Raw genomic sequence first — 12,784 nt, forward strand, 5'->3', positions numbered from 1 at the left:
GCATGACCCCCACTGAGACGGCGGCCGCGGACCCCGAGGTCGCGGCCGCTCTCCCCCAGCAGGCGGCCCGCGGCCCGGTGCGCACGTCGGGACCGGCACCGGTGCTCGACGTCGTGGTGCCCGTGCACAACGAGGAGCGCGACCTGGAGCCGTGCGTGCGCAGGCTGCACGCGCACCTGCACGCGCACTTCCCCTACCGGTTCCGGATCACCGTCGCCGACAACGCCAGCACCGACGGCACCTGGGCGGTGGCCGAGTCGCTCGCCGGGTCGCTGCCCGGGGTGCGGGCGGTGCGCTTGGAGCAGAAGGGCCGCGGCCGGGCGCTGCACACCACCTGGCTCGGCTCCGACGCCGAGGTCCTCGCCTACATGGACGTCGACCTGTCCACCGACCTCAACGCGCTCTCGCCGCTGGTGGCGCCGCTCATCTCCGGGCACTCGGACGTGGCGATCGGCAGCAGGCTGGCGCGCGGCGCGCGGGTGGTGCGCGGGCCGAAGCGGGAACTGATCTCGCGCGCCTACAACCTGCTGCTGCGCGGCACCCTCGCGGTGCGGTTCTCCGACGCCCAGTGCGGGTTCAAGGCGATCCGCGCGGACGTGGCCAGGGCGCTGCTGCCGCACGTGGCCGACACCGGCTGGTTCTTCGACACCGAGCTGCTGGTGCTGGCGCAGCGGGCCGGGTCGCGCATCCACGAGGTGCCGGTGGACTGGGTCGACGACCCGGACAGCCGGGTCGACATCGTGCGCACCGCGGTCGCCGACCTGCGCGGCATCGCCCGGCTCGGCCGCGGCCTGGCCACCGGGCGGCTGCCGATCGCCGACCTGCGCGCGCAACTGGGCCGCGGCGCGATCACCCAGGACCCGCCGGGTGTCCCCCGTGGACTGCTGCGGCAGCTGGTGCGGTTCGCCGCGGTCGGCGTCGTCAGCACCCTGGCGTACCTGGTGCTGTACGTGCTGCTGCGCGGCCAGGTCGGGCCGCAGCCGGCGAACCTGGTGGCGCTGCTGGTGACCGCGGTCGGCAACACCGCGGCCAACCGGCGGCTGACCTTCGGGGTGCGCGGGTCCGCCGACGCGGCCAGGCACCAGTTCCAGGGGTTGCTCGTGTTCGTCCTCGGGTTGGGGCTCACCAGCGGCGCGCTCGCGCTGCTGCACGGGCTCACCGCGCCGAGCGGTCTCACCGAGGTGTCCGTGCTGGTCGCGGCCAACCTGCTGGCCACCGTCCTGCGGTTCCTGCTGCTGCGCAGCTGGGTCTTCCGCCGTCCCACCGAGCCCGTCCTGGAGAGCGCGCTGTGAGCACCGTGACCGCCGAGTCCGCCGTCCCCGTGACCGACACCCCCACCGATCCCAGGCCCAGCACGGCATCGGCCCCCCGACACCCCCGCTGGGAACTGCCCGCCGCGATCGCGCTGCTGGTCGCCACCGCCGTGCTGTACCTGTGGGACCTCAGCGCGTCGGGGATGGGCAACAGCTTCTACGCCGCCGCCGCGCAGGCGGGCACCCAGGACTGGAAGGCGCTGTTCTTCGGGTCCCTAGACGCGGGCAACCTGATCACCGTCGACAAGCCGCCCGCCGCGCTGTGGCTGATGGCGCTGTCGGGCCGGGTGCTGGGCTTCTCGTCGTTCAGTATGCTGCTGCCGCAGGCGCTGGCCGGGATCGGCTCGGTGTGGCTGCTCTACCGCGCCGTGCGCCGCTGGTCGGGGCCGGGCGCCGGGCTGCCGGCGGGGGCGGCGCTGGCCGCGACCCCGGTGGCGGCACTGATGTTCAAGTTCAACAACCCCGACGCGCTGCTGGTGCTGCTGCTGGCCGTCGGCGCGTACTGCACGGTGCGCGCGGCGGAGAAGGCGAGCGCGACCTGGCTGGTGCTGGCCGGTACCGCGATCGGCTTCGGGTTCCTGACCAAGATGCTGCAGGCGTTCCTCGTGCTGCCCGCGTTCGTGTTGGTGTACCTGGTGGTCGCGCCGACCAGCCCGCTGCGCCGCGCGCTGCACGTGCTGGCAGCCGGGGTCGCGGTGGTCGTGGCCGCCGGGTGGTACGTGGTGGTGGCCGACCTGTGGCCCGCCGCGTCCCGGCCGTACATCGGCGGGTCGACCGACAACACCGTGCTCGACCTCGCCCTCGGCTACAACGGCCTCAGCCGGATCTTCGGCGGTGACGGCAACGGCGGCGGTGGGGGCGGTGGCGGCGGCAACACCGGGTTCGGCGGGGAGACCGGGCTGTCGCGGATGTTCGGCGCCGCGTTCGGCCCCGAGGTGTCCTGGCTGCTGCCCGCCGCGCTCGTCGGCCTGGTCGCCGGGCTGTGGTTCACCCGCCGCGCGCCGCGCACCGACCGCACCAGGGCCGGGCTGCTGCTGTGGGGCGGCTGGACCGTGGTGACCGCGCTGGTGTTCAGCTACATGCAGGGCACCGTCCACCCGTACTACGCGATCGCGCTGGCGCCCGGGATCGCCGGTGTCGTCGCGATCTCCGGCCGCGAGCTGTGGCGCGGCCGTGGTCACCTGCCCGCGCGGATCGCGTTGGCGTCGATGGTCGCGCTGACCGCGGGTTGGGCGTTCGTGATGTTGGGCTGGGACGGCACCTGGTTGCCGTGGCTGCGGTGGGTCGTCGCGGTGGCGGGTGTGCTGGCGGCCGCGGCGATCGCGACCGGCGTGCACCTGCTGCGCGGGGCGGCGGTGCCGGTGGCGGTGCTGGCGCTGGTGGCGTGTCTCGGTGCGACATCGGCTTACACGGTGGCCACCGCGGCGACCGCGCACAGTGGCTCGATCCCGCTGTCCGGCCCGGTGTCGCAAAGCGGCGGCATGGGTGGCGGCATGGGCGACACCGGGTCGGTGAGCGCGGAACTGGTGGCGGCGTTGCGGGCGACCACGGGTCGTTGGGCGGCGGCGAGCACCGGGTCGCAGGGCGCTGCCTCGTTGCAGTTGGCCAGTGGCAGGCCGGTGATGGCGATCGGCGGGTTCAACGGCGGTGACCCGGCGCCGACGCTGGCGCAGTTCCAGGCGTACGTCGAGTCCGGACAGGTCCGCTACTACGTCGAGGGCGGCCGCGGCGGCGGCTTCGGCGGCGGGAGTCAGATCGCGACCTGGGTTCAGGAGAACTTCGCGCAGGTCACGATTGGCGGCCAGACGGTGTACGACCTGGCGGTCGGCGCGGGCTGAGCCCGGCTGGGGTCTTTGGACCTGGGACAGCGGCGGCGGTGCCGCGTAGGCTGCCGTCCACTCGGTTCCGACGCCGCTGGGAGGCTCGCCGTGCTCGACGACGCGACGCCCTCCCCGGCCGCCCGGCCCCACCGGCTCACCCGCCCGCACCGGGGTGGTGGTCGCGATCGTTGAGCAGCCGCCACCGCGCGCCGAGCACCGGGCCGACCGGCGGCCGGGGCGGGCCACCCCGGACGGGGTGGTTCCCCGGCAGGGCCGGTTGACCGGGCACGCGGACCTGCGCACCCGGCCGGACTTCGAGCAGCTGCTGGTGGCGCTGTGCACCCAGGCCACCGGCGACGTCCACTTGGACCTGGCGGAGTTGGACTTCATCGACGTGTCCGGTGTGATCACCCTGTTGCGGGCGGCCGGGACGCTGCCGGGTCAGAGCAGGCTGGTGCTGCGCAACCCACCGGAGTCCATGCGGCGCATCCTGGACCTGTTGGGTCCGGCCGTCGGCGCCGCGGGTGTCACCGTCGACTAGCCACCGGACGAGCCGGAATGGTCACCGGGACAGCAGTTCCCGGACCTCGGCGTCGTCGACCTGGGTGAAGTCCTCGTACCACCGCCCCACGGAGTCGAGGTCGTCCGGCGCGAGCGGGCAGACGACGTCGTCGGCGATCTCGGTGAGCCGGTCGACCACGGTGGCCGGGGCGACCGGTACGGCGAGCACGATCCGTTCGGCGCCGAGTCCGCGCACCACCCGGACGGCGGCCTCGACGGTGGACCCGGTGGCCACGCCGTCGTCGACCACCACGACGGTGCGGCCGCGCAGCGAGTGCGGTTCCACGCCGCCGCGCAGTCGCCGGGACTGATCGGCGAGGTTCGCCTTCACCCTGGCGACGGTGTCGGCGACGTCCGACCAGGACAGTTCCAGCAGGGCGAGCACCGCCTCCGCCCTGACCTCGACCCAGTCCGACCCGTGCCTGCCCTCCCCCACCGCGCCGACCGCGAGTTCCGCGGCACCGGGAGCGCCGACCTTGCCCACGAGCACGACGTCGAGTTCGGCGGTGAGGAGGGCGGCCACCACGGCGGCGACCGGTACGCCGCCGCGGGGAAGGCCGAGGACGACCGGGTCCTCGCCGCGCAGGTACTCCAACCTCGCGCCGAGCACCCGACCGGCGTGAACGCGGTCGGTGTAGTGCATCCCCCCAGTGTGGGCCCCGGGTTCCGCCGCCGCCGGGCGAGAAAAAATCCGCCGGATTGAGTGAGAATCGCGTTCGCCGGGTACCTCAGTGTCGAGACCCCACCGAGATTCGAGGGAGCGGACAATGACCGTCACCGGCATCTTCACCGCGCTGATCATCGGTTTGATCATCGGCGCACTGGGCCGCCTGGTGGTTCCCGGCAAGCAGTCGATCCCGATCTGGCTGACCATCGTGGTCGGTATCGTCGCGGCTTTCCTGGGTACCGCGTTGGCCAACGCGGTCGGCGTCGGCACGACCGCTGGCGTGGACTGGATCGAGATCATCTTCCAGGTCGGCCTCGCCGCGCTCGGTGTGGCGCTGGTCGCCGGTTTCTACGGGCGTAGCCACGTCCACCGGTGAACCCGCGGGCTGACCGGGCAGAGACCAGCCACGCAGGGGATGTAGCAGGGTTGCGGTAAACAGGGTTGCGGTAAACAGAGTTGCAGTGGGAAGTACAGGGTTGCGGGAAGCCCCGACCAGTTCGCTGGTCGGGGCTTCCGCTCGTTGTCGGTGCTTGTTCAGTGCTCTCCCCGGATCAGCCGACCGGGTCCAGCTCGCGGGTCTGCTCGGCCTCGACCGGCGCGGGAACCCGGCGGGGGCGCAGGATCCGCGGCGTCCACCAGTTCCGCTCGCCGAGCACGCCCATCAGCGCGGGCAGCACGACGGCGCGGATGAGGGTGGCGTCGAGCAGGATCGCGGTGGCCAGGCCGACGCCCATCTGCTTCATGTCGATCGTGCTGAGCGTGGCGAAGATGGAGAACACGCCGACCATCACCGCCGCGGCGCTGGTGACCACGCCCGCCGAGGACGTGATGCCCTTGGAGATCGCCGCCCTGGTGTCCACACCGGAGTCCCGCGCCTCGCGGATGCGGCTGACGACGAACACGTGGTAGTCCATCGAGAGTCCGAACAGGACGACGAAGAGCATCAGCGGCAGCCAGGCGACGATGCCGCCGGTGGAGGTGAAGCCGAGCAGGCCCTCGGCCCAGGTGTTCTGGAACACCAGCACCAGCACGCCGTAGGCGGCCGCGGCGGAGAGCATGTTCAGCGCGATCGACGACAGCGCGATCAGCGGGGCGCGGAACGTCCAGGTCATGATGATGAACGTCAGCAGCAGCACGATCGCGATGACCCACGGCAGCGACTCGTTCATCGAGTCGACGAAGTCGTTCTCCCCCGCGGTCTGGCCGCTCACCGCGAACTCGGCGCCCGCGACGGTGCCCACGGTCTGCGGCAGGGCGACCGTGCGCAGCCAGGTGAGGGAGTTGTCCGCCTCCGGGCTGGCCGCCGAGGACGAGATGGCCGCGTTGAGCAGGAACACCCGGCCGTCCGGCGAGCGGGTGACCTCGATCTCGCGCTCGTGGGCGAACCCGGCGTCGGCCTTGATCCGCTCGGTGAGCGCGGTCACCGCGGCCTCGGTCTGGGCGACCTTGTCGGCCGGGGCCCGCACGCCGACCGCGTGGGTGGCGCCGGTGCTGGGGAACGCGGCGGTCATCCGGTCGTAGGACTGCATGACCGGGATGCTGCGCGGCAGGTCGGCGTCGGACGGGGAGTTGAGCTTCATGCCCAGCGCCGGGATGGCCAGCGCGACCAGGGCCAGGCCCGCCACGGTGAGCGTGGTGGCCGGGCGGCGCAGCGACGGGCGCAGGATCGCCTTCCACACCCTGGGCTCGCCGCCCTTGGCCGAGAGCCGCCACACGAACGGCACCCTGGGCTTGTCGATCCAGCGGCCGAGCTTGGCCAGCATCGCGGGCAGCACGGTGATGGAGCCGATCACGGCGGCCAGCACGACCAGGATGGAGCCGATGGCCATCGAGGTGAAGATGACGTCGTTGGCGACGAACATGCCCGCCATGGCGACCACGACGGCGAACCCGGAGACCACGATCGCGTGCCCCGAGGTGGCCGCGGCCATCTCCACCGCGTCGAGGTGGGTGCGGCCCTTGGCGCGTTCCTCGCGTTCGCGGCGGACGTAGAACAGCGAGTAGTCGACGCCGACGGCCATGCCGATCAGCAGGATCATGCTGGAGGTGTTCTCGGAGGCGGGCACCAGCTGCGAGGCCAGCGCCGACAGGCCCATCGCGGCGCCGACGGCGGAGAGCGCCAGCAGCACCGGGATGCCCGCGGCGATGACCGCGCCGAAGGCGATCAGCATGATCACCAGGGTGACCGGGATGCTGATCAGCTCGGCCTTGGCGAAGTCGTCGCCGAGCGCGGTGGACAGCGCCTTGTTCAGCGACTCGCCGCCGACCTGCTCGACCAGCAGGTCGGGGTGCGCGGCCTGGACCGCGGCGGTGGCGTCGAGCAGCGGTTGCAGCCGCTCGTCCGCGGTCTTGCGGTCACCGGCGATCTCGACGCCGACCAGCAGCGCGTTGCCGTTGGGCGAGGGCAGCGCCTCGCTGACCTCACCGACCTCCTTGAGGCCGGACATCCTGGCGCGCACGTCCTCGGCGACCTTGCCCGCTGCCGCCTTGTCGAGCGCGCCGGAGCGGGCGGTGATCAGGACGTTCTCGCTGGCCGGGCGGTTGAAGCCCGCGTCGTCGACCATCTTCTGGTAGACCGCGAGCTCGCCCTTGGCGGCGTCGTCGAAGTCGGTGGTCTTGGTGCCGACGATGTTGCCGACGCCGATGCACACCGCGACGAACACCAGCCACGCGGTGATCGCGCGCCACGGGTGCTCCGCGCTCCACCGCGCGATCCGCACCGTCGCCATCGGTCTTGCCTGCGTCGCCGAATTGCCTGACATGTCTGGGTTCCCCCCACTGACGGAAACGACTCTTCGCTGTTGGGCAGAAGAGTGTCAGCGCCGCGGCACGGGCGAATCAGGATTCGTCCCCGATCTTGGCCAGGGGACGACCCCCTAGGGGTGACCGGGGTCACCGCCGGATGCGTTGCGGGAGTTAGGGAGTGACCAGCCAGCGGTCCACTAGGAACGATTCCACCGAGTCCGGCCTGCGGTCACCGAGCGCGGCGACCTCGGCCCTGGTGAACCAGCGGGCCTCCGCCAACTCGTCCAGGTCCACCGCGATGTCCGGGGACAGCGCCACGGCGCGGAAACCGAGCATCAGTCCGGATGGGAACGGCCACGCCTGCGAGGCCAGGTACCGCACCGCGCCGACCGCGACCCCGGACTCCTCGGCGACCTCCCGGCGCACGGCGTCCTCCATGCTCTCGCCGATCTCCACGAACCCCGCCAGCGTGGAGAAGCCGGTGGCGCCGCGGTGGCGGCCGAGCAGGCAGCGGTCGCCGTGCTCGACCAGGACGATGATCGCCGGTTCGATGCGCGGGAACAGCAGCTTGCCGCAGCCGGTGCACTTGCGGACGTGCCCGCCGTGCGAGTCGATGGCGGCGCTACCGCAGGCGCCGCAGAAGCGCTGGTTGCGCCGCCAGTGCAGGATCCCCCTGGCGTAGGCGAGGCGGGTGGCGTCTTCTGGACCGAGGTCCGTGAACAGCACGCGGATGTCGATGGCACCGTGCGCGCCGGTCTCGGCAAGCGCGACGCTTTCGTCCACTTCGGACAGGTCACAGGCGAACAGGGCGGTGTCGCCGTCGATGCCGAGGAACACCGCGTCGTCGGTGACGGTGGTGAGCAGCGGTCGGCCGTCGCGGACCAGGCACCGGTCGCGCCAGAACGCCAGGGCGTGCCCGGTCGGTCGCCGCGCGTCGATCCAGGCCGCGTCAGCACGTCGCGCACCGGCACGATCCAAGGCCATACCGCTGTACGGAAGGACAGAGTTCTCCACGTTGAGCCTCCATCGGTGGGTCTGACCCCACCCTGTCACGGCCGTTCGGTCGGGGCCAGCGAGATGGTGGACACTCGAACGGACCCGGGAGTAACTTCCGGTGCGGTGACGATTCGCAGGCGGCGACGACCAGTGGAGGGCCAGTGACCCAGCGGATCGCGATCGTGACGGGGGCGGCGCGGGGCATCGGTGCCGCGATCGCGACGCGGCTCGGGCGCGACGGGTTCGCGGTCGCGGTGCTCGACCTCGACGCCGCGGCCTGCGCGGGCACGGTCGAGTCGATCACCGGGGCGGGCGGGACGGCGCTGGCGGTCGGGGCGGACGTGAGCGTGACCGAGCGGGTCGAGGCCGCGGTGGCGGAGGTCGCCGAGAAGCTCGGGCCGCCGACGGTGCTGGTGAACAACGCCGGGATCCTGCGCGACAACCTCGTGTTCAAGATGAGCGACGACGACTGGGACTCGGTCATCGGGGTGCACCTGCGGGGCGCGTTCCTGATGAGCCGCGCGGTGCAGCGCCACCAGACCGAGCAGCGGTACGGGCGGATCGTGAACCTGTCCAGCACCTCGGCGCTGGGCAACCGCGGTCAGGCGAACTACGCGACCGCGAAGGCGGGCATGCAGGGGCTGACCAAGACGTTGGCGATCGAGTTGGGCAGGTTCGGGGTCACCGCGAACGCGATCGCGCCGGGGTTCATCGAGACCGACATGACGGCGGCGACCGCGGCGCGGATCGGGATGCCGTTCGAGGACTTCAAGGCGGGCGTGGCGGCCTCGGTGCCGGTCGGCCGGATCGGGCAACCGGAGGACGTCGCGGCCACGGCGGCGTTCCTGGTGAGCGAGGAGGCCGGGTTCGTCTCCGGCCAGGTGATCTACGTCGCCGGTGGACCCGCGGACTGATGGCGTTCGGGCATGGAGGAGCAACGGTGAGCGGGATGCGGGACAGGGTCGCGGCGCTGCTGTCGGCGCACGACCCGGCGACGACCGGGCGGCTGGAGTTCCTGCGCGCCCGGTTCGACGCGGGCCTGGCGTGGGTGCACTTCCCGGTCGGCCTCGGCGGGCTCGGCGCGCCCAGGGACGCACAGCAGGAAGTCGACCTGGCGCTGGCCGAGGCAGGGGCGCCGGACAACAGCCCGCGGCGGATCGGCATCGGGCTGGGCATGGCCGCGCCGACGATCCTGGCGCACGGCACCGAGGAGCAGCGGCTGCGCTTCCTGCGTCCACTGTGGACCGGGGAAGAGGTGTGGTGCCAGCTGTTCAGCGAGCCGGGCGCGGGCTCGGATCTGGCGGCGCTGGGGACGCGGGCGCGGCGCGACGGCGACGACTGGGTGGTGACCGGGCAGAAGGTGTGGACCTCCAGCGCGCACAACGCCCAGTGGGCCATCCTGCTCGCCCGCACCGACCCGGACGTGCCCAAGCACGCGGGGATCACCTACTTCGTGTGCGACATGACCGCGCCGGGCGTCGAGGTCCGGCCGCTGCGGCAGATCACCGGCGAGGCCGAGTTCAACGAGGTGTTCCTGACCGGGGTGCGCGTCCCGGACGCGCACCGGATCGGCGAGGTCGGCGCGGGCTGGCGGATCGCCCAGACGACGCTGATGAACGAGCGGGTCGCGATCGGCGGCCGCCCGGTCCCGCGCGAGGGCGGCATGGTCGGGGTGGTCGCGGACACCTGGCGGGCGCACCCGGAGCGCAGGACGCCCGAGCTGCACGACCGGCTGCTGAGCCTGTGGGTGGAGTCGGAAGCACTGCGCCTGGCCGGGATCCGCCTGCGCCAACAACTCGCCGCGGGCTCCCCCGGCCCGGAGGGCTCGGCCATGAAACTCGGCTTCGCCCGCCTGTCCCAGGCCCTCTCCGCCCTGGAGGTCGAGTTCCTCGCCGAAGACGGCCTCCGCTACGACGACTGGACCCAACGCCGCCCCACCGCGGTCGACTTCACCGCCCGCGACGCCGGCTACCGCTACCTGCGCGCCAAGGGCAACTCCATCGAGGGCGGCACCTCGGAAGTCCTCCGCAACATCATCGCCGAACGAGTCCTCGGCCTCCCCACCGAACCGAGGTCCGACAAGGACATCCCCTGGAAGGACCTCCCCCGGTGAACCTGCTCTACACCGAAGTCGAGGACGAGCTCCGGGCGAGTGTGGCCGACCTGCTCGGCGACCGCGCCAGCCCGGCCTCCGTGCTCGCGCAGATCGACAACGGGGCCGACACCGCCCTCTGGCGAGACCTGGCGCGCATCGGTGCCACCTCACTGCACGTCCCCGAACACCTCGGCGGCCAAGGCGCGAGCTACCGCGAGACAGCAGTAGTCGCTGAGGAGCTGGGGCGATCGGTGGCGCCGGTCCCGTTCCTCGGCAGCGCCATCCTGGCCACCGCCATCCTGACCCACCTCGCCGACGACCCGGCAGCCCGCGAGCTGCTGACCAGGCTCGCCCAGGGTGAGACCACGGCCGCCCTGGTGGTGCCGTTGTCGTCCTGGGGGCCGACAGCAGGCGGGTACAAGGCGCGCAGCGTCGCCGATGCCGCGGCGGCCGAGGTGCTCCTGGTCCCCGTCGAGGGGACGGTCCACCTGGTCGAGGCCCGTCACGCGGTGGTCACGCCGGTGACCTCGCTCGACCAGACCCGGCCGATCGCCGACGTCGACATCAGCGGTGCCCCGACGACGCCGCTCACCGGTCCCGGCGACGAGGCCGTCCACGCCGCCCTGGTCGCGGGGGCGGGCATCCTGGCGTCCGAGCAGGTCGGCGTCGCCCGGTGGTGCCTGGACGCGACCGTCGCCCACATCAAGGCGCGGTACCAGTTCGGCAGGCCGGTCGGGTCGTTCCAGGCGCTCAAGCACCGCGTCGCCGACCTGTGGCAGTCGATCGTGCTCGCCACCGCCGCCGCCCGGCACGCCGCGGACGCCCTGGCCACCGGGGTCGACGTGGACATCGCGGTGTCGGTCGCGCAGTCGCTGTGCTCGGCGGTCGCGGTGCGCGCGGCCGAGGAGTGCGTCCAGCTGCACGGCGGGATCGGCATGACCTGGGAGCACCCCGCGCACCTGTACCTCAAGCGCGCCAAGGCCGACGAGATCGCGCTCGGCACCCCCGGCAGGCACCGCGCGACCCTCGCCCCGCTGGTGGACCTGCCCCTACAGTCGACCCCATGAGCGCATTCGGCGAGCTGTTCGGCAGCCAGAAGCTCCGCAAGGAGAGCCAGGACGACGCGGGCAACGGCCAGGACCCGGCCCTCGACCGGGTCGAGGAACTGACCACCGGCCCGATCGACCTGGACGCGGGCGTGCTCTACGTGCGCCGCCCCACTCCCCCGCGCACCGACGACACCGGCGCCTGACCGGGCAGGTCAGGCGCCGAGGGGGTCAGCCGAGGCGGATCGTGGCGTGCATCTCCCACACCAGGATCTCCGCGCCCTCCGGCCCGGCCGTGACCCGCTGACCGCCCGAGGCGGTGATGCGCGCGGCGTCACCGGTGGCCAGCGCCCCGGACCGCTCCAGCACCACCGACCCGACCGGCACGAACAGGTGCACGAACGGCGCGTCCGGCAGCGTCACCGTGCCACCGGGGGCGATCCTGGCGGCGTAGAGCGCGGCGTGCTTCTGGCCGATCCGGATGGCCGAGGCGCCCTCGTGCTCGGGCATCCCCGACGCGACCGGCACCAGACCGCCCGCGAGCAGCTCGTTGTCGATCTCCAGCTGCTCGTACCCGGGTGCCTTGCCCGCCTCGTCCGGCACCACCCACATCTGCACGAAGTGCACCGGGTCGGCGTGCTTCGGACCACCGGAGACCCGCCACGAGTCGTTCTTCTCCGAGTGCAGGATCCCGGTGCCCGCGCTCATCCGCTGGGCCAGGCCCGGGTAGATGATGCCGCTGTGCCCCTCGGAGTCCTGGTGCACCAGGGCGCCGCGCAGCACCCAGGTGACGATCTCCATGTCCCGGTGCGGGTGCGTGTCGAACCCGGAGCCGGGGGTCACCACGTCGTCGTTGTTGACCAGCAGCAACCCGAAGTGGGTGTTGCGGTGGTCCTGGTGGTGGCCGAAGGAGAACGAGTGCTTCGAGTCCAGCCAGCCGATGTTCGTCTTGAACCGGTCCCCGGCCCGCCGGACATCCACAGTGGTGTCGATGTTCATGCTGTTGTCCTTCATACGACCAACTCCCCGTACATCTCGCCGAGCGGGTCGGCGATGAGTTCGACGCGGGCGCCATCGGGGTCGCGGAAGTACACCGAGGTGCCGCTCTCCTCCACGTAGGCCACACCGGCGGCGTCGAGCCGCGCCCTGGCCGCGTGCCACTGGTCCGGCGCCATGGAGATCGCCAGGTGGTGCAGCCCGCCCAGGACCTCGGCGTAGTCGCCGAGGTCGAGGCCGGGCAGGTCGAAGAACGCGACCGCGTTGCCGTTGCCCACGTCGAAGAAGAAGTGGGTCGAGCCCGGGTAGTCGCGGTTCTCGAACATCTCGGTCAACGGGAACCCGAGCACGTCCTGGTAGAACTCGACCGTCCGGCGCACGTCCCCGCTGATCAGCGCGGTGTGGTGGATGCCGCGGGCGCTGCTGGCCGGGCGCTGTCCGCGCTCGCGCAGCACCTCGGCCCGCAGCCGGTCGCGTTCCGCGGTCAGCTCGGCGACGCGGCTGTCCGGCAGTGCCATGGTTTCTCCGCCTTCCGGGTTCGGGTG

13 protein-coding genes are annotated in these 12,784 nt (G+C 72.4%); 8 read left to right on the forward strand and 5 right to left on the reverse strand.

What is annotated here, in order from left to right:
* The first annotated feature begins 2 nt into the window (after nucleotides 1–2).
* The 3 genes from BMY07_RS18915 to BMY07_RS18925 all read left to right on the forward strand — a co-directional run bounded on the left by BMY07_RS18915 (nucleotide 3) and on the right by BMY07_RS18925 (nucleotide 3,674).
* Nucleotides 3–1,292: a bifunctional glycosyltransferase family 2/GtrA family protein gene (locus BMY07_RS18915; protein WP_245782489.1), complete on the forward strand. Its 1,290-nt coding sequence runs from the start codon at nucleotides 3–5 to the stop codon at nucleotides 1,290–1,292.
* Between the two features lie 5 nt (nucleotides 1,293–1,297).
* The gene (locus BMY07_RS18920) at nucleotides 1,298–3,151 is read left to right on the forward strand and encodes an ArnT family glycosyltransferase (protein ID WP_092781026.1); all 1,854 of its coding nucleotides are present in this window, start codon (nucleotides 1,298–1,300) and stop codon (nucleotides 3,149–3,151) included.
* Between the two features lie 157 nt (nucleotides 3,152–3,308).
* A complete protein-coding gene (locus BMY07_RS18925) occupies nucleotides 3,309–3,674 on the forward strand; it encodes an STAS domain-containing protein (protein ID WP_177215648.1) in 366 nt (121 codons plus the stop codon).
* Between the two features lie 21 nt (nucleotides 3,675–3,695).
* Here BMY07_RS18925 and BMY07_RS18930 read toward each other — a convergent pair whose 3' ends face one another.
* Nucleotides 3,696–4,337, reverse strand: coding sequence for a phosphoribosyltransferase (locus BMY07_RS18930; protein WP_092780126.1), 642 nt, complete (start codon nucleotides 4,335–4,337; stop codon nucleotides 3,696–3,698).
* A gap of 124 nt (nucleotides 4,338–4,461) precedes the next feature.
* On the opposite strand from BMY07_RS18930, the gene BMY07_RS18935 reads away from it, so the two are divergent.
* Complete coding sequence (locus BMY07_RS18935) at nucleotides 4,462–4,737, forward strand: GlsB/YeaQ/YmgE family stress response membrane protein (RefSeq protein ID WP_092780129.1); 276 nt, start codon at nucleotides 4,462–4,464, stop codon at nucleotides 4,735–4,737.
* Between the two features lie 175 nt (nucleotides 4,738–4,912).
* Here BMY07_RS18935 and BMY07_RS18940 read toward each other — a convergent pair whose 3' ends face one another.
* Nucleotides 4,913–7,123: an MMPL family transporter gene (locus BMY07_RS18940; RefSeq protein ID WP_245782490.1), complete on the reverse strand. Its 2,211-nt coding sequence runs from the start codon at nucleotides 7,121–7,123 to the stop codon at nucleotides 4,913–4,915.
* Between the two features lie 154 nt (nucleotides 7,124–7,277).
* Nucleotides 7,278–8,090, reverse strand: coding sequence for an NAD(+) diphosphatase (gene nudC, locus BMY07_RS18945; protein WP_092780133.1), 813 nt, complete (start codon nucleotides 8,088–8,090; stop codon nucleotides 7,278–7,280).
* A 173-nt stretch (nucleotides 8,091–8,263) separates the two neighbouring features.
* On the opposite strand from nudC, the gene BMY07_RS18950 reads away from it, so the two are divergent.
* From BMY07_RS18950 to BMY07_RS18965, 4 genes are read left to right on the forward strand one after another with little or no spacing between them, the layout of a single operon-like run.
* Nucleotides 8,264–9,016, forward strand: a complete 753-nt coding sequence (locus tag BMY07_RS18950) for an SDR family oxidoreductase (RefSeq protein WP_092780135.1) — start codon at nucleotides 8,264–8,266, stop codon at nucleotides 9,014–9,016.
* A gap of 35 nt (nucleotides 9,017–9,051) precedes the next feature.
* Nucleotides 9,052–10,215, forward strand: a complete 1,164-nt coding sequence (locus BMY07_RS18955; protein WP_218150708.1) for an acyl-CoA dehydrogenase family protein — start codon at nucleotides 9,052–9,054, stop codon at nucleotides 10,213–10,215.
* Nucleotides 10,212–11,264: an acyl-CoA dehydrogenase family protein gene (locus BMY07_RS18960; protein WP_245782491.1), complete on the forward strand. Its 1,053-nt coding sequence runs from the start codon at nucleotides 10,212–10,214 to the stop codon at nucleotides 11,262–11,264. Before BMY07_RS18955 ends, BMY07_RS18960 begins: the two co-directional genes overlap by 4 nt.
* Nucleotides 11,261–11,449: a hypothetical protein gene (locus BMY07_RS18965; protein ID WP_092780139.1), complete on the forward strand. Its 189-nt coding sequence runs from the start codon at nucleotides 11,261–11,263 to the stop codon at nucleotides 11,447–11,449. The genes BMY07_RS18960 and BMY07_RS18965 overlap by 4 nt, the downstream gene beginning before the upstream one ends.
* Before the next feature lie 25 nt (nucleotides 11,450–11,474).
* Here the strand turns inward: BMY07_RS18965 and BMY07_RS18970 are convergent, their stop codons facing one another.
* Both BMY07_RS18970 and BMY07_RS18975 read right to left on the reverse strand, forming a co-directional pair.
* Nucleotides 11,475–12,257, reverse strand: a complete 783-nt coding sequence (locus tag BMY07_RS18970) for a pirin family protein (RefSeq protein ID WP_245782492.1) — start codon at nucleotides 12,255–12,257, stop codon at nucleotides 11,475–11,477.
* Nucleotides 12,254–12,757 carry a VOC family protein gene (locus BMY07_RS18975; protein WP_092780141.1) on the reverse strand — a complete coding sequence of 168 codons (504 nt, stop codon included), beginning with the start codon at nucleotides 12,755–12,757 and terminating at the stop codon, nucleotides 12,254–12,256. The genes BMY07_RS18970 and BMY07_RS18975 overlap by 4 nt, the downstream gene beginning before the upstream one ends.
* Nucleotides 12,758–12,784: the final 27 nt, after the last annotated feature.

It is taken from the genome of Actinokineospora terrae, assembly GCF_900111175.1.
Classification (GTDB): domain Bacteria; phylum Actinomycetota; class Actinomycetes; order Mycobacteriales; family Pseudonocardiaceae; genus Actinokineospora; species Actinokineospora terrae.

Bases quoted from the DNA above. Each gene is read 5' to 3' on its own strand.
- BMY07_RS18915 (WP_245782489.1), top strand. From the start codon at position 3: ATGACCCCCACTGAGACGGCGGCCGCGGACCCCGAGGTCGCGGCCGCT.
- BMY07_RS18965 (WP_092780139.1), top strand. From the start codon at position 11,261: ATGAGCGCATTCGGCGAGCTGTTCGGCAGCCAGAAGCTCCGCAAGGAG.
- nudC (WP_092780133.1), bottom strand. From the start codon at position 8,090: ATGGCCTTGGATCGTGCCGGTGCGCGACGTGCTGACGCGGCCTGGATC.
- BMY07_RS18970 (WP_245782492.1), bottom strand. From the start codon at position 12,257: ATGAAGGACAACAGCATGAACATCGACACCACTGTGGATGTCCGGCGG.
- BMY07_RS18955 (WP_218150708.1), top strand. From the start codon at position 9,052: ATGCGGGACAGGGTCGCGGCGCTGCTGTCGGCGCACGACCCGGCGACG.
- BMY07_RS18930 (WP_092780126.1), bottom strand. From the start codon at position 4,337: ATGCACTACACCGACCGCGTTCACGCCGGTCGGGTGCTCGGCGCGAGG.
- BMY07_RS18940 (WP_245782490.1), bottom strand. From the start codon at position 7,123: ATGTCAGGCAATTCGGCGACGCAGGCAAGACCGATGGCGACGGTGCGG.
- BMY07_RS18935 (WP_092780129.1), top strand. From the start codon at position 4,462: ATGACCGTCACCGGCATCTTCACCGCGCTGATCATCGGTTTGATCATC.
- BMY07_RS18975 (WP_092780141.1), bottom strand. From the start codon at position 12,757: ATGGCACTGCCGGACAGCCGCGTCGCCGAGCTGACCGCGGAACGCGAC.